Raw genomic sequence first — 19,351 nt, forward strand, 5'->3', positions numbered from 1 at the left:
TCAGAACGACATATCCGGCGCATAGAAACAGCGCGGCGTGTTTTCGTCCGGGAAGAGGCAGAGATGATATTCGCTGTCCTGCGAGCGGCGCGTGGTGCTCTGCGGCAGCTTGAAAATGTGACGCCGGGTGACGAGCCGGTGGTCGCCCGGCGCAAGCGTCAACTGGTAGCCGCCCGGCACGATCCGGACGCTCGACGAGGGGATCTGCTGGCAGTCGCCGCCACGGTCGTCCCCGTTGCAGCAATAGAGATCGTAGCTCCAACCGGAATGGGCATCGTGAGCTTCGACCGTAGAGGCATACAAGATGCTGGCGATTATCAATGCCATGCGCATGGGCGGCTTCTCCATGGAATGAAGGCCTCCGCCGGTACGCACACCACCTCCCCGGCGGAATTGCGACACCAATGTAACAGCATACGAACATTAGAATAAGAAGATAATGTAAGGGGTGGATTTTTGCGGTGCACAATTCACCGGGGAAAGCGTCGATTTCACCCCCCGCCCTCTTTCATTCCCAAGGCTTTTTCGACAAGGTATCCGGTTGGGGAAGAAAGGGATTTCCGATGTATGAATTTGCCATCGCCTGGGAATGGCTGGCCTTTGCCGTTCGCTGGCTGCATGTCGTGACCGCCGTCGCCTGGATCGGCTCGTCCTTCTATTTCATCGCACTCGATCTCGGGCTCGTGAAGCGCGACCACCTGCCGGCGGGCGTCTATGGCGAGGAATGGCAGGTCCATGGCGGCGGTTTCTACCACGTGCAGAAATATCTGGTTGCCCCGGCCTCGATGCCCGAACACCTGACCTGGTTCAAATGGGAGGCCTATACCACCTGGCTCTCCGGTTTTGCCCTGCTCTGCGTGGTCTATTACGGGGGCGCCGATCTCTTCCTGATCGATCGCCATGTGCTCGACATCGACCAGTGGCAGGCGATCGGCCTTTCGCTCGCCTCCCTCGGCATCGGCTGGGTGCTCTACGATCTCCTCTGCAAATCGCCGCTCGGCAGGAATACCTGGGGCCTGATGGCCTTTCTCTATGTCGTGCTGGTCGTCATGGCCTGGGGCTACACCCAGATATTCACCGGCCGCGCCGCCTTCCTGCATCTCGGCGCCTTCACGGCGACGATCATGTCGGCCAACGTCTTCTTCATCATCATCCCGAATCAGAAGATCGTGGTGGCCGACCTCATCGCCGGCCGCACGCCGGACCCGAAGCTCGGGGCGCAGGCCAAGCAGCGCTCGCTGCACAACAACTACCTGACGCTTCCCGTCATCTTCTTCATGCTGTCGAACCACTATCCCCTGGCCTTCGCCACCGCCTATAACTGGATCATCGCCGCTCTGGTCTTCCTGATGGGCGTCACCATCCGCCACTGGTTCAACACCACCCATGCCCGCAAGGGCCGCCCTCTCTGGACCTGGATGGTCACCACCGTCCTGTTCATCGTCATCATGTGGCTTTCGACCGTGCAGAAGCCCGTTTTGGAAGGTGAAGTGTCGGTCGCTCCCGTCTACCAGCGCTTTGCCGCCAACGCCCATTTCCCCGCGGTGAAGGACGTCGTCGCCAGCCGCTGTTCCATGTGCCATGCGGCAGAACCCGTCTGGGACGGCGTGGCGCGGGCACCGAAATCCGTGAAACTCGAAAGCGACGCGGAGATCGCCGCCCACGCCCGGGAAATTTACCTGCAGGCCGGCCGCGCCCACGCCATGCCGCCCGGCAACATCACCGAGGTCAGTGCGGAAGAGCGCGCGCTTCTTGTCGCCTGGTATGAAAGCGCGGTCTCCGGGAACAGCAGCCAATGACAGCCACCACCCTTTATCGCGGGCGCCTTCTCTCCTTCCGCCGCGCGCCCGAAAGTGTCGGCGACGAGGGAAGCTACCGCTACGAAAGCGACGGCGCGCTGCTTATCGAAAACGGCCGGATCGCCGCCATGGGCGATTATACCGCCGTAAAGGCCGGGGCCGCACCCGATACCATCGAGATCGACCACCGGCCGCACCTCATCCTGCCGGGCCTGATCGATACCCATGTGCATTTTCCGCAGATGCAGGTGATCGGCTCCTATGCCGCCAACCTGCTGGAATGGCTGAACACCTATACCTTCCCAGAGGAATGTCGCTTCGTCGAAACCGCCCATGCCGAGCGCATCGCCCGGCATTTCTTCGATGAGTTCTTCCGCAACGGCACGACGACCGCGGTTGCCTATTGCTCCGTGCACAAGGCCTCGGCCGATGCCTTCTTCGCCGAAAACCTTCGCCGCGGCAGCCTGATGGTCGCCGGCAAGGTGATGATGGACCGCAATGCGCCGCAGGGCCTGCTGGATACGCCCGAGATGGCCTATGACGAGACGCGGCAGGTGATCGCCGACTGGCACGGCAAGGGCCGCAACCACGTCGCCATCACCCCGCGCTTCGCCATCACCTCCACCCCGGAGCAGATGGCCGCCACCCAGGCGTTGGCCGCGGAGTTTCCAGACCTGCACATCCAGACGCATCTTTCGGAAAACCGCGACGAGATCGATTACACCTGCTCGCTCTATCCGGAGGCGGCCGACTATACGGACATCTACGCCCGCTACGGCCTGTTGGGACGCAAGACCCTGCTTGGCCACGCCATCCACCTCTCCGATCGCGAGGCCGACGCGATCTCGGACGCCGGTTCGATTGCCGTCCATTGCCCGACCTCGAACCTCTTTCTCGGTTCCGGCCTCTTCCCGATGAAGCGCTACCAGCGCCGCGAAAAACCGGTCCGGATTGCGGTCGCGACCGACATCGGCGGCGGCTCCAGCTACTCCATGCTGAAGACCATGGACGAGGCCTACAAGATCCAGCAATTACAGGGCGAGCGCCTCAATCCGCTGGAAAGCTTCTATCTGATGACGCTGGGCAATGCCGAGGCACTGTCGCTTGCAGACCGGATCGGCACGCTGGACGCCGGAACGGACGCCGATTTCGTCGTTCTCGACTCCGCAGCGACCCCGGCCATGGCGCTGCGCATGGAGACCGTGAAAACCCTTGCGGAAGAACTCTTTCTGCTGCAGACATTGGGCGACGACCGCTCCGTGGTCGAAACCTACGTGGCGGGTCATGCCGTAAAGGGCGCAAGCTAGCCGCCACGCCTGAATACAGGTCGAAACGTGCTGCAACTCCTGCTCAATCTGGCAATCGGAACGGTGGTCATTTCATTGACCGTCGTCATCCACACTTTCGGCTTGATAGCCGTGACCCACGCCATGAGCTGGGTGACGGCCCATATCCGCCTGCACGCCCATCGCAGCCGCATCCTGGCCATGAACACGGTGGTTCTCGGCGTCTTCTGCGTGCTGACGGCCGAGGTCTGGCTCTGGGCGCTATGCTACCGGCTGATTGGTTTTCTCGGCGATTTCCCGACAGCGCTCTACTTTTCGACCGTCACCTTTTCGACCATCGGCTACGGCGACGTCATTCCCCACCCCGAATGGCGCATGCTGGCAGGGCTGGAGGGCGTGAATGGTTTTCTGCTGATCGGTTGGTCGACCGCCTATCTCGTCGCGGCAGGCATCAGGGTTGGCCCCTTCCGATCCGGAGAGCATTTCTGATGGCGCGATGCGGCTAACGACGGATCGGCGAGATCGACCGCGGCCTCATCGCGGAAAACCCGCTCTGACCGGCATGCGCGGTAAGCGGTCGATCCGCATCGCTCAGGCCGAAATCTTGTCGATCAGGGCATCGGCGAGATCCAGCATGCGTGTCTCCGGTGCATGGCCGATCAGCATCAGGCCATGGCCTCCGTCGGACCAGTGAACGACGGTCATGCCGTTGCGCTGCTCTGTTCGCACCGGCGCGGCCTTTCCTTCGGAACGGACGATGCAGAAGGCGAGCGGCCCGCTCTCCGGATCGAGATAGAGGATCTGGGCGAGCGGCCTGCCCTCATAGGCGAGCACCTGGGCGCGCTTGTAATCGAGATCGCCGAAATCGAGCTGGGCGGGCGTCATCCGCATGTCGAGACGCCGGTTGACGTCTGCAAGCTCCGCCGCCTGTTCCGCCGGCGTCGGCAGCACACCGGCAAGCGTCTGCGCATCGTAAAGCGACATATACTGCGCGACCAGGCCCCGCCATTCGCCGCCGCCCTCCTCATCCGTCCCGAACCAGTCGAGGCCGGTCCTGCCGGCAAGAATGCCCGCTGCCACCGATGCGGCCATGGCGCCGAAAAGGCCGCGACGGCTGATGCCGCTGCTGGGAGCCTTAGACGGTTTCGTCGCGGCGGCATCGTCGAGCATCGCCTGCAATCGCCTGACCGGCGCCTCGCCGAGCAGCGGGGCGAAGGCGTGACGATAATCGAAGTTGGCGCGTGTCAGGAATTCCAGCCGCGCGGCCACGCGCTCGTCATGCTCCAGAAGGGTTTCGATGCGGTCGCGCTCCTCGCCGTCCAGTTCACCGTCGATGAAGGCCGTCAGAAGCTCGTCCGAGGGCATGGTATCGTCCTGCGTCATCGCACATCCTCCCCTCTGGCTTCCGCCAGCTTTGCCCGGGCGGCTGCAAGCCGGCTCATGATCGTCCCGATGGGAACGCCGAGGATCGCCGCGACCTCGCGATAGGAAAGTCCTTCCACATAGGCAAGAAACACCGCCGTGCGCTGTGCCTCCGGCAGGGCATCGACCAGCCGCATCACCTGATTGGCCATCACCTTGCGGTCCGCCTCGGCCCGGCCGTCGAAGGAGAGGACATCGGCCGCCTCGGCAAGCCCGGCCCCCTCGCGCACCCGCTGTGCCCTGACCTCGTTCAGCCAGATGGAATGCAGGATGGAAAGCAGCCATTGGTCGATCCGGGAGCCCGAGGAAAACTGCACCGCCCGCTCCAGCGCCCGAACGCAGGTCTGCTGCACCAGATCGTCGGCCATATCCCGCCGGCGCGACAGCACGAAGGCATATCGCCACAACCGGCTCAGATTGGCCGACAGACCGTTTCGCACATCCGCCTCGCTTGCGATGGCAGCCTCCCCTCCCGACGATGACGCGGGCAACGGCCCCCGCTGCTGTTGTGACGGTCGGGCGACGCTGTTCAACGGATAATCACAGGATAGGCTGGACATTGGCAAGATACCCGCAGACGACAGCCGTGCCCCATGGAAAAGGTCCGGCCGTCACCTGCCCGGCCTTCAGATCTTCGGAGCGGCATTGATTGCCGAATCGAGATCCCGGTACTCCTCGCAGGAGGTGCCGCAAAGTCCGGCGATTGCCTGCAACTGCGCCTTCGCCAGCCCGATCTCGCCCTTCAGGACATAGGCCTCGCCGAGATACTCACGCACCTGCGTGTATTGCGGGTCGGCGGCGACGGACTTCAGGTAGTAGCCGATGCCCTCATCCAGACGTCCGAGCTTGCGGGTCGCATAGCCGCGATAGTTCAGTACTTCCGGCGAATTCTGATCCTTCACCGTGTCCAGGACCTCAAGCGCCTCCTGATAGCGTTCGGCCTTGGCCAGCGCGTAGGCATAATCGGCAAGATCGTCGTCGCTCAGATTGGCGCCGCTCTGCTTGACGCACTTCTGCGTCTTCCGGTCGTAGACGCTGCCCTTCTTGCAGACGGGCGTGGAGCCGGAGCCCGTGTCCGAGCCGCCGCCGTAAGCGCCTGCGGCGAGCGCCGGAACCGTGGCAAAGGCGAAGGGAACGAGGCAGGCGACGGAAAAGGCGGCAAGACGAAGCCTTGGTATGTGGGTCATGGCGTGTTCCTCTGCGGTTTACAGCGGCGCGTCCTCCGGGACGCACGGGAGCGCTGCGACGTTTGACATTCCGCATGCCCCAGCCTCCACCGCTTCCGGCTCGCCTGGTCATGCGGGCTTGCAGGAGGAGAACACCCGGCAGCGCGCTTCTATTCGGCGGGAAATGAAATTTTCTTCAGGCGATCCAACCGCCGGAAAGCGCGCTCACCCAATCGGCCATGCCATGGGCGGCGGCGAGGTCGGCAGCGGCGGCATTGTCGTAGCGCACCTGCCGGAAGGCGGGCTGCCAGCCGCGGCCGGTCTTTTCGAGAACCGCATAGGCAGCGAAGGGCGTGCCCTGCTGGGCCTTGTGGTAGAAGGGCTGGTCGTAGTCGAAACCGGGGCAGCCGACGCTGCCCGGATTGACGATCAGCCGGCCGTCGGAAAGCTGTACCGCGCGGGCGATATGGCTATGGCCGCAAAGGATGAGCGGCTGCTCGATGCCGCTCGCCAGCGCCTCGATCTCCTCGAGTGGCTTCAGATGGAAGATGCCGCCGGGCGACAGCGTCTCCATCCAGTAGGTGTTGTCGTCCCGAGGCGTCGCATGGCAAAGATAGGCTTCCTCGCGATAGACGGCGCTGAACGGCATCGAGCGTATCCAGTCTAAATGCGCGGCGCTGAGCTGCCGAAAGGCCGGCTGCTCCCAATCGCCCATCTCGTCATAAGGCCGGTCGACCAGCGCCCGGTCGTGATTGCCGCGGACGGTCAGCGCATTAAGCGGCAACAGCAGGTCCGCCGTCTCGCCCGCCTTCAGCGGCCCGGAAAAACTGTCGCCGAGATTGACGATATCCGAGATGCCCTGCCGCCGGATATCCTCCAGCACGGCCTCCAGCGCCAGATGATTGCCATGGATATCGGCAATCGCCGCAAAGATCATGGTTCAGCTACCCCGGTATGTCGAATAGCCGTAGGGCGAGAGCAGCAAAGGCACGTGGTAATGGGCCGCGGTATCGCTGATCCCGAAGCGGATCGGAATGATGTCGAGGAAAGGCGGCATGGTGAGGGGGGCGCCCTGCGCCTTCAGGTAATCGCCGGCATGAAACAGGAGCTCGTACTGGCCGATCCGGAACTTCTCGCCGGAAAGAATAGGCCCGCCATCCACGCGGCCGTCGGAATTGGTAACGACGGTGGTGACAAGCTCCGCCTCCTGGCCCGCCATCCGCATCAGCTGAATCTTCAAGCCTTCGGCGGGCTTGCCGAGCGCTGTATCGAGGACGTGGGTGGTAAGGCCGGTCATGGATGGGGCTCCAGAATCAGGAAGGGCATGTCGAAGAAGAATTCTTCGAGATTGTTGCCCGGCCCGTCGCGATCGACAACCAGAAAATCCGAGATTTCCCCGATCGCCATCAACGGGTGGTGCCATACGTTGCGGCGATAGTTCACCCCCTGATCCGGCTGCGCCAGAAAGACCTGCGGGCGACCGGGCCTGCCGCCATCGTCCGGCGAAACCGCCACGAGAAACGGCCGGCCGGAGAGCGGCGAAAAGCTCTGGCTGCCGAGCGGATGCCGCTCCATCATGCCGATTTCATAGGGAAAGGCGCGCGGCTGGCCGCGGAAGATGTTGACGATCACCCGCGCGCCATCGCCCGAAACCTCTGGCGAAAACAGCGCATGAAACCGCTCCGTGGTCCCGCCGTTAATAAGGCGCATGGTTTCGGGCTTGGCGGAAATCACGTCCCCGAAGGGAGCGAATGCCTCGGGGGTGAGAGGCTGGACGGAAAGCAGGTCGGACAAGATCTATTCCCCTTGCGGGTGAGTACTGCGTATCGCGCGAAGTTGCGCCAGAAGTTCTGGAATGGCGAGAGCAGAAGTGTTCCAAACCGTATCCAGATCGATGCGGAAGTAATTATGAGCGATGCGATTTCGCATCCCACGTATTTTCGTCCAGGGGATTTCTGGATGATCGGCGACAAAATCCGCGTGGTCCTCGGTAAGACGGTTCGCGACCTCGCCGATCATCAGCAAGTTCATTCCGAGTGCCCGCTGCAGCACCACATTGTTCATGAAGACCTCGCGAGACAGGCCCGACATGAACTCGGCGGTCTCGACGGCGACCTGTTCCATCTCTCGAAGATTTCCAATGAGACGTTCCTGCTTCATACCGGTCGGGCCTCGGAGAGCACCCGTTTGCGCACCTCTTCCGGAAAATCGCCTGGCAACACCAGATGGATCGGCGTCGGCTTCATCATCTGCTCCAGTTCCTCCAAAAGCCCACCGAGATCGAAGAGCGTCGTTCCCGGCAGCGGATCGACCAGAATGTCGATGTCGCTGTCCGGGCGATCCTCGCCGCGCGCCACGGAACCGAAGACGCGCGGGTTCGCCGCGTTGAAGCGCCTCGTCGCCTCGCGGATCGCCTGCCTGTTCTTCTCCAGCACTTCCGATGGCCGCATGGCCGAACCTCCGTTTGGGGCAATATAGGCGAAGCGCCCGCCCCGAGAAAGCCGGTCGCAGCGACGTAATGCTTCCTCAAACGAAAACAGCGCCGGCTTTCACCGGCGCTGCCTCAATGACCAGTCGATCGTGGAAGATCAGGCTGCTGCGGAAGCAGCAAGCGGAACTTCCGAGATCGTCTTCAGAACCTGCGAAGCGATCGCATAGGGGTCGCCCTGGGAGTTCGGACGACGATCTTCCAGATAGCCCTTGTAGTCGTTCTTGACGAAGGAGTGCGGAACGCGGATCGAGGCGCCGCGGTCGGCAACGCCGTAGGAGAACTTGTTCCACGGTGCCGTTTCGTGCTTGCCGGTCAGACGCATGTGGTTGTCCGGGCCATAAACGTTGATGTGGTCCATCAGGTTCTTTTCGAACTGTGCCATCAGGCGTTCGAAATAGTCCTTGCCGCCCACTTCGCGCATGTACTTGGTCGAGAAGTTGCAGTGCATGCCCGAACCGTTCCAATCGGTGTCGCCGAGCGGCTTGCAATGCCATTCGATGTCGATGCCGTACTTTTCGCAGATGCGCAGCAGCAGGTAGCGAGCGATCCAGATCTGGTCGGCGGCCTTCTTGGAGCCCTTGCCGAAAATCTGGAATTCCCACTGGCCCTTGGCCACTTCGGCGTTGATGCCTTCATGGTTGATGCCGGCTTCGAGGCACTGGTCGAGGTGCTCTTCGACGATCTGGCGGGCAACCGAACCGACGTTCTTGAAGCCGACGCCGGTGTAGTACGGACCCTGCGGAGCCGGGTAGCCGTGTTCCGGGAAGCCGAGCGGACGGCCGTCCTTGTAGAAGAAATATTCCTGCTCGAAGCCGAACCATGCGTCTTCGTCGTCGAGAATGGTGGCGCGGCTGTTCGACGGATGGGGCGTGACGCCATCGGGCATCATGACTTCGCACATCACGAGAGCGCCGTTCTTGCGGGCCGGGTCGGGATAGACGGCGACTGGCTTCAGAACGCAGTCGGAGCTGCGGCCTTCGGCCTGCTCGGTCGACGAACCGTCGAAGCCCCAATACGGCAGCTCTTCCAGCGAAGGAAAGTTGTCGAATTCCTTGATCTGCGTCTTGCCACGCAGGTTCGGCACCGGCTTGTAGCCATCGAGCCAGATATACTCGAGCTTATACTTGGTCATTCTTGGTCTCTCTTCAGTCAAGCGCCCGCCCACGGAGCGCAACAGAGGGGTGATTCTCCGGTTGTCCGGCGAGTCCCGGAGATAGAAGCAGGAAGCGTGCCAACTGACGAAAACCGTCATCCCGCCGACACAATGACGCACCGCAGCATGGGCAAGAAGGCGGCGAACAGCGAGAATCCTTAACAGTTTCAGCTTATTGTGTGGGAACCTGGCACAGCCATACCGTGTTTTCCTGTGCCATGGGCCGCGTGACCGGACGTGATGATTTCGCATTCACGCATGTTTTTGGCCCAAAAATGCCTATAATTTATGCATTTTGCACTTTTCGTGTGCATTCGATCTTAAAATCTGTTAGGGACGATCATCGGGCTCGAAAACCGATGAACAACGAAAGGCAGCAGCATGACGACGAACATGGTTCGGGAATCGGCAAAGATCCTGCAGTTCCCGGTGAGAAACATTCAGATGCGGATGGAAATGCGCGAGCGCGAAGAACGCTCACGCCCCGTGATATACGAAAGCGGCGCAGGCAGCTGGTATCACGAGGAAGCGATCCGCGAGGCGGAAGAGGCGCGCAAGCAGTAGCATGCGCGCCCTGTTGCCCTGTCGCTCAGGCCTTGCGGCCCTTGAGGCGTAGACGCATGACGCCGCCATCGGGATGCATGGCAAGGCGCACATGGGTTACGGGACCGATATCGGCGATGGCATCGCCGGCAAACAGATGCTCCGCGTCCATCTGCATCTTCTGGCGCGGCAGGATCGGCTTCCAGGTTTCCGAAGCCGCGATTTCCTCCGGGCTGAACGTATCGCCGGCATCCGGCAGATAGGCCCCCAGCAGTTCGCAGGTATCCGGGTAGTTCCCCTTGAAGAAATGCGTGTCGATGAGCACGCTATCAATCACGCCCGCATGGCCGAGCCGGATGATCGCCCAGTCGTGTCCCGGTCCGCGCCGGCGCTTGGTTTCCCAGCCGTCTCCCATATTGACCCCGCGCCCCGGCGACAGGATCTTGTCCGGATGGCCGTAATGGGCGTCCGACCAGGCCAGCGCCTTCGCACCATGGAAGATATAGGCAAGGTCGATTTCCTCGTTCGCCCCGACCTTCGACCAGTCGAAGAAGGCGGCTCCGTAGACCCTCAGGCGCGCAATGCCGCCATCGGGATAGATATGCAGCCTGAGATGGGTCCACACCTTCTCGCGGTCGGAATTCTCGAAGAAGTGCTGCGCCGAAGGACCGAGGGCCGATTTCGCCAAAAGCTCCGTCCAGACGGTCTCTTCGGTCGGATCGCCGCTCTCGACGAAAGCAGCCTCGATCGAGCAGAAGGGCGGATAGTTGCCGGTGAAATAACGGGTATCGACGTCGAAACCGAAGATCCGGCCCGGCATGGCCAGACGAATGACCGACCAGTCATGACCTGGCACGCGCTTGCGGCGGCTTTCCCAGCCGTCCATATACTTGCCGTTGTCGTCATAGAGATCGGGATCGAACCACGCGGGTTCGTCGTTCAGCATGCGGTCCAGCGGCGCGAAGAACTCGTCCGTGGCATAAAGACCCTTGGCGCCGAGACGGGCCGAGGCGAGATTGACGGCACCGGCTGCGAAATCGGGCAGCGCGACGACAGAAATTTCGGGCATTTCAGATATTCTCCGGCAAGAGGTGTGCAAGGCGGATATGGGCGATCTTCTCCACCTGGGCGCAGGCGGTGGCGAACTCCGTTTCGCGATCGTTGTCGATGCGCGTCTCGAAGGCCGCGAGGATATCGTCCCTGGTCAGTCCCGTCACCGCGATAATGAAGGGAAAACCGAATTTGGCGGTATAGGCCGAATTGAGTTCGGTGAAGCGCGCATGTTCCTGCGGCGAGAGCCGGTCGAGGCCCGCGCCGGCCTGTTCCTTCCGGCTGTCCTCGGTCAGTTCACCGGCAATCGCCAGCCGACCGGCAAGATCCGGATGCGCCCGCAGCACGCCGAGCCGCTCTTCCGGCGAGGCCGCGCGAAATTGCGCGCTGAGCGTCGCATGCACGCCGGCCGCCGTCAGCGGCTCCCCGATCACGCCCGCATCATAGGCACGCTCGGCGATGAACGGCGAATGCTCGAACACGCCGCCGAAGCGGGAAATGAAATCCTCTCGCGTCACCATGCTCTCACCACGCCGGCTTGTGATGCTTGTGCCAGTGCTCGGCGATCTCGATGCGCTTCGGGATCCATACCTTCTCATGCGAGCGGACGTAATCGATGAAGCGGGCGAGCGCCGCAGCGCGGCCCGGACGCCCGACGAGGCGGCAATGCAGACCGACGGACATCATCTTGGCGCTGCCGGCCCTGCCTTCCTCGTAGAGCACGTCGAAGGCGTCTTTCAGGTAAGTGAAGAACTGGTCGCCCGAATTGAAGCCCTGCGGCGTCGCAAACCGCATGTCGTTGGTTTCGAGCGTATAGGGGATGATGAGGAACGGTTTGCCGTCGATCCCCTTCACCCAATAGGGCAGATCGTCAGCATAGGAGTCTGACGAATAAAGGAAACCGCCCTCCTCCATGACGAGCCTGAGCGTATTGCCGGAGGGTTTGCCCTGATACATGCCGAGCGGATGCGAGCCGGTGAGTTCCTTGTGCAGCCGCACCGCCTCGAGGATGTGCTTGCGCTCCACTTCCTCGGGAAAATCCTTGTATTCCAGCCAGCGATAGCCATGGCTGGCGATCTCCCAGCCGGCTTCCTTCATCGCGGCGACAGCTTCCGGATTGCGGGCCATGGCAAGCGTCACGCCGTAGACGGTCACCGGCACGTCGCGCTCGGTGAACATGCGCCACAGCCGCCAGAAACCGGCGCGCGAACCGTATTCGTAGATCGATTCCATGTTGAGATTGCGCTGGCCGGGCCAGGGCTGCGCCCCGACGATCTCGGAGAGCAGGCATTCGGATGCCGGATCGCCGTCGAGAATGCAGCTTTCGCCGCCCTCCTCGTAATTGACGACGAACTGCACGGCGATACGGGCATCGTCAGGCCATTTGGGATCGGGAGCGTTGCGGCCGTAGCCGACGAGGTCGCGCGGATAGGTATCAGTCTGCATCAAATCACCCTGCTTGTTCGTGAGCGAACGGTAAGCAGCCGCACCTCGGATGTCGAGATGGAAACGCGAGAGCGGGGCGTTGCCTTTTTGGCGACACTCGCCCCTGCCTGAGAAGCCAGAGGGGTCAGGCGATCTTGCGGGCCGAGATGCGTCCCATCGGGTGCAGGGAGTGGACCTGGAACGGCGCGCCCGGCTCCTTCTCGATGAACAAGGCGAGATTGGAAAACTCCACCGGCTCGCCGAGAACCGGCTCGAAATGCGTGCGCAGCGCATCCTCGACCCGCGCGAATTCATAGGGCGCAAGCGGCCCGGTAAGCGTCATGTGGAACCGGAATTCATCCATCACGTAGGGGTGGCCCCAGCGATAGAGATTGGCGAACTGGGGAGCGGACAATGCTTCCGGATTGCGCCGCTCGATCTCCGCCTCGGTAAGCGGCGCCCGGAAGACGTCGAGCTCCTGGACAACCGCGGCCGCCAGATAATCGAGCGCCGGGCATGGCCGCTCCAGCACCAGCCCGAAGAAATCGCCGAGCCGGGCGATTTCAAACCGAGGCATGTCGAAGGGTTCCAGAGTGCCGGCAAAGCGCATCAGTTCGCGCAGCAGGGCGGGCTCGGAGAAGTCGCCATGCAGATGGAAAGGGGCCTTCAGCGTGGCATGGAAGCCGTAGCGCCGCGGCAGCGCCGTATGAAAGGCGATCTCGTGCATCCCGAGGCCACGCAAGGCGGGGTGTTCGACGGCCTCGCCCGAATAGACATTGCGCCCGAGCCAGCCTGCGGCTGCAAGCGTCAGCGGGTCGCCCGAAGGGGGCGTGAAATATATGGCATAGCGCATGCGAATACCTCACCCTCTTGCCTGGTGCCAATTTTAGCAATTGACGTTACACGCAAGGAGGTAGGTGATTTGCATGACAGGATCACGACGGGAGCCGGGGGAGAAGCTCACGCATTGCGAGCAGCAACGGCAATGTGATGGGCAAGCGCAAACGACGGAGGCAAGCCCGCCGGCCCGCCCGCGACGCCGGCGACCGCCGCCTCCGCCAGCCGGTGCGCAAGGCCGAAGCTGACCTTGAAGCCGCCGGTCAGCGCATGAATGCGCGGGCAATCGGGATGCGGGCCGACCATCGGGTCGCGATCGATCGCCTTGGGCCGCAGACCGGCCCACCGCTCGATCACCTCGGCATCGCGAAGAGCAGGTGCAAGCGCCCGCGCCCGTCCGATCAGCCCTTCGAGCTGGTCGTCCGTCGCGGCGGGATCGTCGAACCGGTCCTCGCTGGTGCTGCCGATCGCCGCAAGGCCGCCCTCATGCGGCACGATGTAGAGGCCGTCGAGATAAAGCAGCGGCAGCGTCGGATCGATATCCCCCTTGAGCAAGGCCGCCTGTCCCTTGACCGGCTGGCCGAGCGGTTGCGCAAGCGGCGCTCCAAGCGCCTGCAGCATGGGGAAGGACCTGTACCCGGCGGCGATGATGCAATGCCCGAAGGCGACTGTCTGGCCATCTGCAAGTTGCGCCGAACCGCTCCCCGCATCGAGCCGGGCGGCACCGGAATTCTCGACGATGCGAACATTCGCCGCAGTCTTCAGCCGGCAGGCGAGCAGCCCGGTCATGCCACGCGGGGAGACCCGCGCGGCGAAGGTGTCGTGAACGATGCCCGCCGCCATGAACTCCGCCGCCGGCCAGTCGCTGCCGGCCGGCGAGGCATCGAGCGGCAACCAGGAGAAGGAGCGGGCCCCGACACGCCAGTGCGCCTCCGCATCCCGGCCGTGGCGCTCGGCGATTACCCTCAGATGCGGCTTCGGCAGCGGGATCAGCCGGCCGCTGCGGCGATAGCCGGCAGACAGACCGGTTTCGGCCTCGAGACGCCTCACCTCCTCTTCCAGGCCAAGGAGCGCATCGAACTGCAACTGCTTCTTCTCCGACCAGCGATCGGGCATGTGGGGCATCAGCGCGCCCAGCAGCCCGCCGCTTGCACCGCGACCGAGCGCTCCCTCATCGAGGAGAATGGTATCGATACCCTGCCGTTCCGCATGGAGCGCGGCCCAGAGCCCCATGATGCCGCCACCCACGATCAACAGGTCGGCGGATAATTGACCTGATTGCCGCGCGGCGCTATCCGCTTTCGTCATGACAGTTTCCCACACGATATCGTCGACCGAAGGGCCGGACGCAGGCCAGGGGCAGAGCCTCACCTGGAACGACGGCGATATGCCCTATTCGACCGCCTTTGGCGATCACTTTTATTGCCAGACCGACGGCCGGCTGGAATGCGGCCACGTCTTCCTGAGCGGCAACGGCCTGCCCACCCGCTGGGCTGGACCCGGAACCTTCCGCATCGGCGAACTCGGCTTCGGCACCGGCCTCAACGCCTGCGAGACATGGCGGCAATGGAAGGAGACCCGGACCGCCGAATCGGCCCTGCATTTCGTCTCCTTCGAACTCTACCCGATGAAGGCCGAGGAACTGGACCGCGCGCTCTCCCGCTGGCCGGAAATCGACGCGGAACGCAAAAGACTTGCGTCCCTCTGGCCGCAGACGCCCGAAGGCGTGGTGGACCTTCCGCTGGACGAACAGACCCGCCTGACCGTCTTCTGCGGCGACGCTTTGCGCAGCCTCATGGACAGCACGCTCGTCTTCGACGCCTGGTTCCTCGATGGCTTCGCGCCGTCCCGCAATCCGGCCATGTGGTCCCCGGAACTGATGCAGGCGGTTTTCGATCACACCGCACCTGGCGGCAGCTTCGCGACCTATGCGGCAGCCGGTTTCGTCCGCCGCAATCTGGCAGGAGCCGGCTTCGCCGTGGAAAGAAGGAAAGGCTTCGCCGGCAAGCGGGAAATGCTCTGCGGTATCAGGCCGGTCGACCAGCCCGGCTCATTCCCCGGCCTCTAGCTCGCCGCGCGGCTGTGACCCCAGCCACTGGCCGATCTTCTGCTGCATCTGCTCCGGGCTGATCGGCTTGGACAGGTAATCGTCCATGCCCGCCGCAAGGCAGAGGTCCTGATCGAGATCGAGTGCATGGGCAGTGACCCCGATGATCGTCACATGGCGACCGTCGCCAAGCGCACGCTCCTCCTCGCGGATGGCGCGCGTCGCCTGATGGCCGTTCAGGACCGGCATGGAGACATCCATGAGGATCAGGCGGGGAGAAAGGCTCCGCCATGCGTCGATGGCGTCCCGGCCATTATCGACGATCCGATAGGACAGCTCCGTCGTCTGCATGATCTGGCGGAAGACAATCTGATTGACCTCGTTGTCCTCCGCAATCAGCACATCGCAGGCGCTCGCCGAAACCGGCCGTTCCGCGCTGCGCGTCGGCGAAGAGACCTGGGCTTGCGGGGAACCCTGTTCCTGCAAGGCCAGGGAACCCGTTGAAGGCGGTGGCGCCATGAAGCGTCCGGCATGAGTTTTGAGCCGCGCGGCGCGAACCACGTCGATGATCGCGTTGCGCAGGAGATTGGCGCGCGCCGGCTTCATCAGATGCGCCTGAACGTTGAGTTCACGGAAGATGCGCTCGTCGCCGATCATGTCCATCGAAGTCAGGAAGATGATCGCGCTGGCGTCGAAACGGCGGTCGGCGCGGATGAGGCGGGCGACCTCAACCCCGTTCATTACCGGCATCTGATAGTCGATGACCAGAGCATCGATGACGATGCCGACCTGGGCCGCTTCCTCCAGGATCGCAAGCGCAGCCGAACCGCTCTCGACGGCAAGACTGTCGAAACCCCACATCGCCATCTGCTCGGTCAGGATCTGCCGGTTGACCGCATTGTCGTCGATCACGAGCACGCGGGCGTTCTTGACGTTGACCGGCATGCCCGCATGCTTGCGGCGCTCGCTTGCAACGGCAAGCGGCAGGTTGACGGTGAACGCCGAACCGTGGCCGAGTTCGCTCTCCACTTCGATATGCCCGCCGAAAAGCGCAACGAGGCCGGCCGTGATCGCAAGTCCGAGACCGGTTCCCTCATGCCGGCGGGTCGACGAGGTGTCGACCTGCGAGAATTTTTCGAAGATGGATGCCTGCTTTTCCGCGGGAATGCCGATGCCGGTGTCCTCGATCCGCACCGAGAGCAAAGTGCGCCCCTCGGCCAGAGGCTCACTCGAGAGCGCGATCAGCACATGCCCCTTTTCGGTGAACTTGATCGCATTGCCGACAAGATTGGTGACGATCTGCCGGAAGCGGCCGGCATCGCCGATAACCTGATGGCCGACCGTCGCATCGCCGCGCACGATAAGCTCGATGTCCTTTTCGGCAGCGGAAGCAGACAGAAGCGTCGCCACATCCTCGATCGCCTCGACGGGATCGAAGGAGGTCTTGCGCAGCTGCAACTGACCGGCGTCGATCCGCGAGAAATCGAGGATGTCGTTGATGATCGTGAGAAGCGCATTGCCCGATTTGACGATAATGTCGACGAAGGTTTTCTGTCGCGTGTCGAGCGCGGATTTGGCAAGAAGTTCCGCCATGCCGAGAACCCCGTTCATCGGCGTGCGGATTTCGTGGCTCATATTGGCGAGGAATTCGGATTTCGCCTTGTCGGCCGCCTCGCTGCGCGCCAGAAGAACCTTCAGTTCCTCCTCGCCCCTCTTGATTTCCGTGACATCCGTCAGCACGATCATCCAGTGGCCGTGGCCGCTGACGGTCGCTTCCATCTGCACCCAGGTCTTGCCGTCGGCCAGGAAGGTGGTGGAAAAGCCGCTGGCAGAACGCACCTTCTCCTGCCATTCCCGGAGAACCGACATCGCGTCCGGCCCGAAATCGCCGCGCTTGGCGCAATAGGCGAAACACGCGTGCCAGCTCTGCCCCTTCTCGATGAAGACAGGCGGCACGCCCAGAATCCGGACGAGCGCGTCATTGCTCTCGATGATGACCCCGTCTTCGATGACAACGAGCCCCTGGGACATCACCCGGGTGGCATCCTTCATGAACTGGCCGAGCCGTTCAAGCTGGTCCCGCGCTTCGCCGATTTCGAGCTCGCGCTGGCGTATCTCCGTCAGGTCGGAATAGGTCAGCAGTATCCGGTCGTCATTGAGCCGGGTGACCGTGCTCAGCACGTATTTGCCGTCGTCGTAGACGAGGTCGCGAACCACCGATCCCTGCAGGTTGCGGAACAGCTCGACCCGCTGCCGGTAGCCTTCCTCGAACTCCACGTCCGGCCAGCTCCAGCCGCGCTCGCGGTTGATCTCGCAATAATACCGGAAGGACATGCCCTCGAGCGGGACGTCCTTCGGCCAGCACCAGATCGTCGAGCATTTTTCATTGACGAATTCGACGATCATGTCGCGATTGAGGATCGCGACGCCGACCGGCATGATGCGGAAGACACTGAGCAGGTCGTCGTAAAGCTCTTCGGCGCGTCGCTGGGCCTCGATGAGTTCCCGCTCACGGACCTTGAGCAGGGTGACGTCGGTGATCGAGCCGACGAGGTAGCGATGATCGTCGGGCGTCACGATGCGGTTGAGCCGCGTGATGACCGATGCCGGCCGCTCTCCCGGCAACATGATATCCTGCGGTCGCTCGAAGCTCGTGCCTGTCGCAAGCACCTCTTCGTTTTCAGCACGAAGCTGCTTTCCGGAATGCGGAAACATCTCGTCCTCGCGCATGCCGTAGAATTCGTCCCGCGGCCTGCCCTGCATCATCTCGTAGGCGGCATTGGCGAAGATGAGCCGCCTGTCGCTGTCACGGATGAAGACGGGAACGGGCAGGTGCTCGATCGCCGTGCGATAGAGAATACTCTCCTGTTCGCGCTGGTGCAGTTCCGTGACGTCGGAATAGGTCACCAGGATCTTGCCGTTGGCAAGCCGCCGGCTCCTGATCGCAAGGATGCGTCCGTTGGGGGTTTCCGCCTGCGAGACGACGCTGTTTCCATCCTCGCCGAACTGGGAAAGCCGCGCCTGGTAGATCGCCTCGACATCCACCAGCGCGGTATCTCCATACCGTCCCCGGCTGAAATTATACTCCAGAAACGCCCGATACGAATGCCCCACCGGCTGATAGCCATCCTCGGCGTCCAGCATGTCGCAGAAAGCGTCGTTGACGTATTCGATCGTGAGCGCATCGTCGAGGATCATCACCCCGACGGGCAGCGACTTCAGCAGGCTCTCGAGATGGCTGTGGAGTTCCTCGGCTTCGGCCCGCGCCTCGATGAGTTCCCGCTCGCGCCGCTTCGTCGCGGTCGTGTCGGTGATCGAGCCGACGAGGTAGTGCTTGCCGTTGCTGGCGGTGATCCTGTTCTTGCGGGTGATCGCCGGCAGCTCGAAGCCGTCGACGAAGCGAAAAACCTGCTCCGTCTGCAGCACCTTGCCGCCCTGCAGCACCTCGCTGTTTTCGGTATGATAGCTGCCGCCCCTGTTGCCGAAGGTTTCCCATTCGTCCTTGCCGACGAGATCGGCCCGGTCGATGTTCACGATCGCCGCATAGGCGTCATTGGCGAAAACCATGCGATGGTCGCTGTCGCGAACGAAGGTCGCCGTCGGCAAATCCTCGAGAACCATGCGGAAAAGCTCCGCCCTGTCGGTCGTCGGCGGCACCGTCTCCTTCGGCCCCTGCTCGCGCACGATCCGTTTCGGCAGCTCCTCGGCCATGCCGAACAGGAAGATGCTGTCGTCATCGTCGAGAAATCGCTCGACCTTCAAGGCGACCCGCTCGGAACCGCCGGGGCTGTCAACCAGCGCGCGTTCTTCCTCGCCGAAGACCAGGGCGCGTCTCTCGCGGTCGTTTCTATCGAGATATTCGGAACGTCCGAAAGCTTCCTGGTCGGTCTTGCCGGCAATCGCCTGCGGGCTGACGCGCATGAACCGGGCATAGGCCTCGTTGACCGAGACATAGCGCAACTCGCTGTCCTTGACGAAGGCCGGCACGTCGAGCTCGGCGATCTTCTCGCAGGCTAGTCTCAGCAAATCGCCACCCGTATTCAAGAATTCACTCACGAAATGACCATGCCCCCCGAATGGTAAACGCTTGGTAAGCGCCATAGCCTGCGTGACGCTGACCACCAAAACCCCA

21 protein-coding genes are annotated in these 19,351 nt (G+C 62.6%); 5 read left to right on the forward strand and 16 right to left on the reverse strand.

The features are described 5' to 3' along the window. Positions 1-333 carry a hypothetical protein gene (locus J5N58_RS03270; protein WP_112831108.1) on the reverse strand — a complete coding sequence of 111 codons (333 nt, stop codon included), beginning with the start codon at positions 331-333 and terminating at the stop codon, positions 1-3. Positions 334-563: 230 nt separating this feature from the next. Here J5N58_RS03270 and puuD point away from each other — a divergent pair, with 230 nt between their 5' ends. From puuD to J5N58_RS03285, 3 genes are read left to right on the forward strand one after another with little or no spacing between them, the layout of a single operon-like run. After that, on the forward strand, positions 564-1,799 hold the full coding sequence (gene puuD / locus J5N58_RS03275) for a urate hydroxylase PuuD (protein WP_112831109.1): 1,236 nt from the start codon (positions 564-566) through the stop codon (positions 1,797-1,799). Then, the gene (gene guaD, locus J5N58_RS03280; protein WP_112831110.1) at positions 1,796-3,106 is read left to right on the forward strand and encodes a guanine deaminase; all 1,311 of its coding nucleotides are present in this window, start codon (positions 1,796-1,798) and stop codon (positions 3,104-3,106) included. The genes puuD and guaD overlap by 4 nt, the downstream gene beginning before the upstream one ends. Before the next feature lie 27 nt (positions 3,107-3,133). After that, positions 3,134-3,574 carry a potassium channel family protein gene (locus tag J5N58_RS03285; protein WP_244709609.1) on the forward strand — a complete coding sequence of 147 codons (441 nt, stop codon included), beginning with the start codon at positions 3,134-3,136 and terminating at the stop codon, positions 3,572-3,574. 102 nt (positions 3,575-3,676) lie between these two features. On the opposite strand, the gene J5N58_RS03290 is transcribed toward J5N58_RS03285, so the two are convergent. The 9 genes from J5N58_RS03290 to J5N58_RS03330 form a co-directional block, all read right to left on the reverse strand. Next, entirely contained in the window at positions 3,677-4,468 is a 792-nt protein-coding gene (locus J5N58_RS03290) for an anti-sigma factor family protein (RefSeq protein WP_112831111.1), read from the reverse strand. After that, on the reverse strand, positions 4,465-5,067 hold the full coding sequence (locus tag J5N58_RS03295) for an RNA polymerase sigma factor (protein ID WP_112831112.1): 603 nt from the start codon (positions 5,065-5,067) through the stop codon (positions 4,465-4,467). The genes J5N58_RS03290 and J5N58_RS03295 overlap by 4 nt, the downstream gene beginning before the upstream one ends. 66 nt (positions 5,068-5,133) lie before the next feature. Beyond that, a complete protein-coding gene (locus tag J5N58_RS03300) occupies positions 5,134-5,694 on the reverse strand; it encodes a tetratricopeptide repeat protein (RefSeq protein ID WP_112831113.1) in 561 nt (186 codons plus the stop codon). Between the two features lie 175 nt (positions 5,695-5,869). Further along, entirely contained in the window at positions 5,870-6,610 is a 741-nt protein-coding gene (locus tag J5N58_RS03305) for a metallophosphoesterase family protein (protein WP_112831114.1), read from the reverse strand. Between the two features lie 3 nt (positions 6,611-6,613). Continuing rightward, complete coding sequence (gene uraH / locus J5N58_RS03310; RefSeq protein WP_112831115.1) at positions 6,614-6,970, reverse strand: hydroxyisourate hydrolase; 357 nt, start codon at positions 6,968-6,970, stop codon at positions 6,614-6,616. Next, positions 6,967-7,467 (reverse strand): ureidoglycolate lyase, encoded by a 501-nt coding sequence (locus J5N58_RS03315; protein WP_112831116.1) that lies wholly within the window; start codon positions 7,465-7,467, stop codon positions 6,967-6,969. Before J5N58_RS03315 ends, uraH begins: the two co-directional genes overlap by 4 nt. 3 nt (positions 7,468-7,470) lie before the next feature. Continuing rightward, positions 7,471-7,797, reverse strand: a complete 327-nt coding sequence (locus J5N58_RS03320) for a HepT-like ribonuclease domain-containing protein (protein WP_244709611.1) — start codon at positions 7,795-7,797, stop codon at positions 7,471-7,473. A gap of 32 nt (positions 7,798-7,829) precedes the next feature. Next, entirely contained in the window at positions 7,830-8,123 is a 294-nt protein-coding gene (locus J5N58_RS03325; RefSeq protein WP_112831118.1) for a nucleotidyltransferase family protein, read from the reverse strand. Positions 8,124-8,261: 138 nt separating this feature from the next. Further along, positions 8,262-9,296, reverse strand: coding sequence for a glutamine synthetase beta-grasp domain-containing protein (locus J5N58_RS03330; protein ID WP_112831119.1), 1,035 nt, complete (start codon positions 9,294-9,296; stop codon positions 8,262-8,264). 402 nt (positions 9,297-9,698) lie between these two features. Here J5N58_RS03330 and J5N58_RS03335 point away from each other — a divergent pair, with 402 nt between their 5' ends. Further along, positions 9,699-9,881, forward strand: coding sequence for a DUF2735 domain-containing protein (locus J5N58_RS03335; protein ID WP_112831120.1), 183 nt, complete (start codon positions 9,699-9,701; stop codon positions 9,879-9,881). A gap of 25 nt (positions 9,882-9,906) precedes the next feature. Here the strand turns inward: J5N58_RS03335 and alc are convergent, their stop codons facing one another. The 5 genes from alc to J5N58_RS03360 all read right to left on the reverse strand — a co-directional run bounded on the left by alc (position 9,907) and on the right by J5N58_RS03360 (position 14,480). After that, a complete protein-coding gene (gene alc / locus J5N58_RS03340; protein WP_244709613.1) occupies positions 9,907-10,929 on the reverse strand; it encodes an allantoicase in 1,023 nt (340 codons plus the stop codon). 1 nt (position 10,930) lies between these two features. Then, positions 10,931-11,431: a 2-oxo-4-hydroxy-4-carboxy-5-ureidoimidazoline decarboxylase gene (gene uraD, locus J5N58_RS03345; RefSeq protein ID WP_244709616.1), complete on the reverse strand. Its 501-nt coding sequence runs from the start codon at positions 11,429-11,431 to the stop codon at positions 10,931-10,933. Between the two features lie 4 nt (positions 11,432-11,435). Then, positions 11,436-12,356 carry an allantoinase PuuE gene (puuE, locus tag J5N58_RS03350; RefSeq protein WP_112831123.1) on the reverse strand — a complete coding sequence of 307 codons (921 nt, stop codon included), beginning with the start codon at positions 12,354-12,356 and terminating at the stop codon, positions 11,436-11,438. 124 nt (positions 12,357-12,480) lie between these two features. Then, positions 12,481-13,188, reverse strand: coding sequence for a DUF1045 domain-containing protein (locus J5N58_RS03355; protein WP_112831124.1), 708 nt, complete (start codon positions 13,186-13,188; stop codon positions 12,481-12,483). A gap of 107 nt (positions 13,189-13,295) precedes the next feature. Continuing rightward, positions 13,296-14,480, reverse strand: a complete 1,185-nt coding sequence (locus J5N58_RS03360; protein WP_244709618.1) for an NAD(P)/FAD-dependent oxidoreductase — start codon at positions 14,478-14,480, stop codon at positions 13,296-13,298. Between J5N58_RS03360 and mnmC2 the strand changes: the two genes are divergently transcribed. Then, complete coding sequence (mnmC2, locus tag J5N58_RS03365) at positions 14,479-15,240, forward strand: tRNA (5-methylaminomethyl-2-thiouridine)(34)-methyltransferase MnmC2 (RefSeq protein ID WP_244709620.1); 762 nt, start codon at positions 14,479-14,481, stop codon at positions 15,238-15,240. The genes J5N58_RS03360 and mnmC2 overlap by 2 nt on opposite strands. Here mnmC2 and J5N58_RS03370 read toward each other — a convergent pair. After that, positions 15,223-19,275 carry a PAS-domain containing protein gene (locus J5N58_RS03370; RefSeq protein ID WP_244709623.1) on the reverse strand — a complete coding sequence of 1,351 codons (4,053 nt, stop codon included), beginning with the start codon at positions 19,273-19,275 and terminating at the stop codon, positions 15,223-15,225. The genes mnmC2 and J5N58_RS03370 overlap by 18 nt on opposite strands. Positions 19,276-19,351 lie beyond the last annotated feature (76 nt).

Source organism: Paenirhizobium cremeum (genome assembly GCF_022884085.1).
Taxonomy (GTDB): domain Bacteria; phylum Pseudomonadota; class Alphaproteobacteria; order Rhizobiales; family Rhizobiaceae; genus Allorhizobium; species Allorhizobium cremeum.

What these genes read in the sequence shown, in the direction of transcription:
- J5N58_RS03270 (WP_112831108.1), bottom strand. Translation starts at nt 333, where the DNA reads ATGCGCATGGCATTGATAATCGCCAGCATCTTGTATGCCTCTACGGTC.
- puuD (WP_112831109.1), top strand. Translation starts at nt 564, where the DNA reads ATGTATGAATTTGCCATCGCCTGGGAATGGCTGGCCTTTGCCGTTCGC.
- guaD (WP_112831110.1), top strand. Translation starts at nt 1,796, where the DNA reads ATGACAGCCACCACCCTTTATCGCGGGCGCCTTCTCTCCTTCCGCCGC.
- J5N58_RS03290 (WP_112831111.1), bottom strand. Translation starts at nt 4,468, where the DNA reads ATGACGCAGGACGATACCATGCCCTCGGACGAGCTTCTGACGGCCTTC.
- J5N58_RS03295 (WP_112831112.1), bottom strand. Translation starts at nt 5,067, where the DNA reads ATGTCCAGCCTATCCTGTGATTATCCGTTGAACAGCGTCGCCCGACCG.
- J5N58_RS03300 (WP_112831113.1), bottom strand. Translation starts at nt 5,694, where the DNA reads ATGACCCACATACCAAGGCTTCGTCTTGCCGCCTTTTCCGTCGCCTGC.
- J5N58_RS03305 (WP_112831114.1), bottom strand. Translation starts at nt 6,610, where the DNA reads ATGATCTTTGCGGCGATTGCCGATATCCATGGCAATCATCTGGCGCTG.
- uraH (WP_112831115.1), bottom strand. Translation starts at nt 6,970, where the DNA reads ATGACCGGCCTTACCACCCACGTCCTCGATACAGCGCTCGGCAAGCCC.
- J5N58_RS03320 (WP_244709611.1), bottom strand. Translation starts at nt 7,797, where the DNA reads ATGGAACAGGTCGCCGTCGAGACCGCCGAGTTCATGTCGGGCCTGTCT.
- J5N58_RS03325 (WP_112831118.1), bottom strand. Translation starts at nt 8,123, where the DNA reads ATGCGGCCATCGGAAGTGCTGGAGAAGAACAGGCAGGCGATCCGCGAG.
- J5N58_RS03330 (WP_112831119.1), bottom strand. Translation starts at nt 9,296, where the DNA reads ATGACCAAGTATAAGCTCGAGTATATCTGGCTCGATGGCTACAAGCCG.
- J5N58_RS03335 (WP_112831120.1), top strand. Translation starts at nt 9,699, where the DNA reads ATGACGACGAACATGGTTCGGGAATCGGCAAAGATCCTGCAGTTCCCG.
- alc (WP_244709613.1), bottom strand. Translation starts at nt 10,929, where the DNA reads ATGCCCGAAATTTCTGTCGTCGCGCTGCCCGATTTCGCAGCCGGTGCC.
- uraD (WP_244709616.1), bottom strand. Translation starts at nt 11,431, where the DNA reads ATGGTGACGCGAGAGGATTTCATTTCCCGCTTCGGCGGCGTGTTCGAG.
- puuE (WP_112831123.1), bottom strand. Translation starts at nt 12,356, where the DNA reads ATGCAGACTGATACCTATCCGCGCGACCTCGTCGGCTACGGCCGCAAC.
- J5N58_RS03355 (WP_112831124.1), bottom strand. Translation starts at nt 13,188, where the DNA reads ATGCGCTATGCCATATATTTCACGCCCCCTTCGGGCGACCCGCTGACG.
- mnmC2 (WP_244709620.1), top strand. Translation starts at nt 14,479, where the DNA reads ATGACAGTTTCCCACACGATATCGTCGACCGAAGGGCCGGACGCAGGC.
- J5N58_RS03360 (WP_244709618.1), bottom strand. Translation starts at nt 14,480, where the DNA reads ATGACGAAAGCGGATAGCGCCGCGCGGCAATCAGGTCAATTATCCGCC.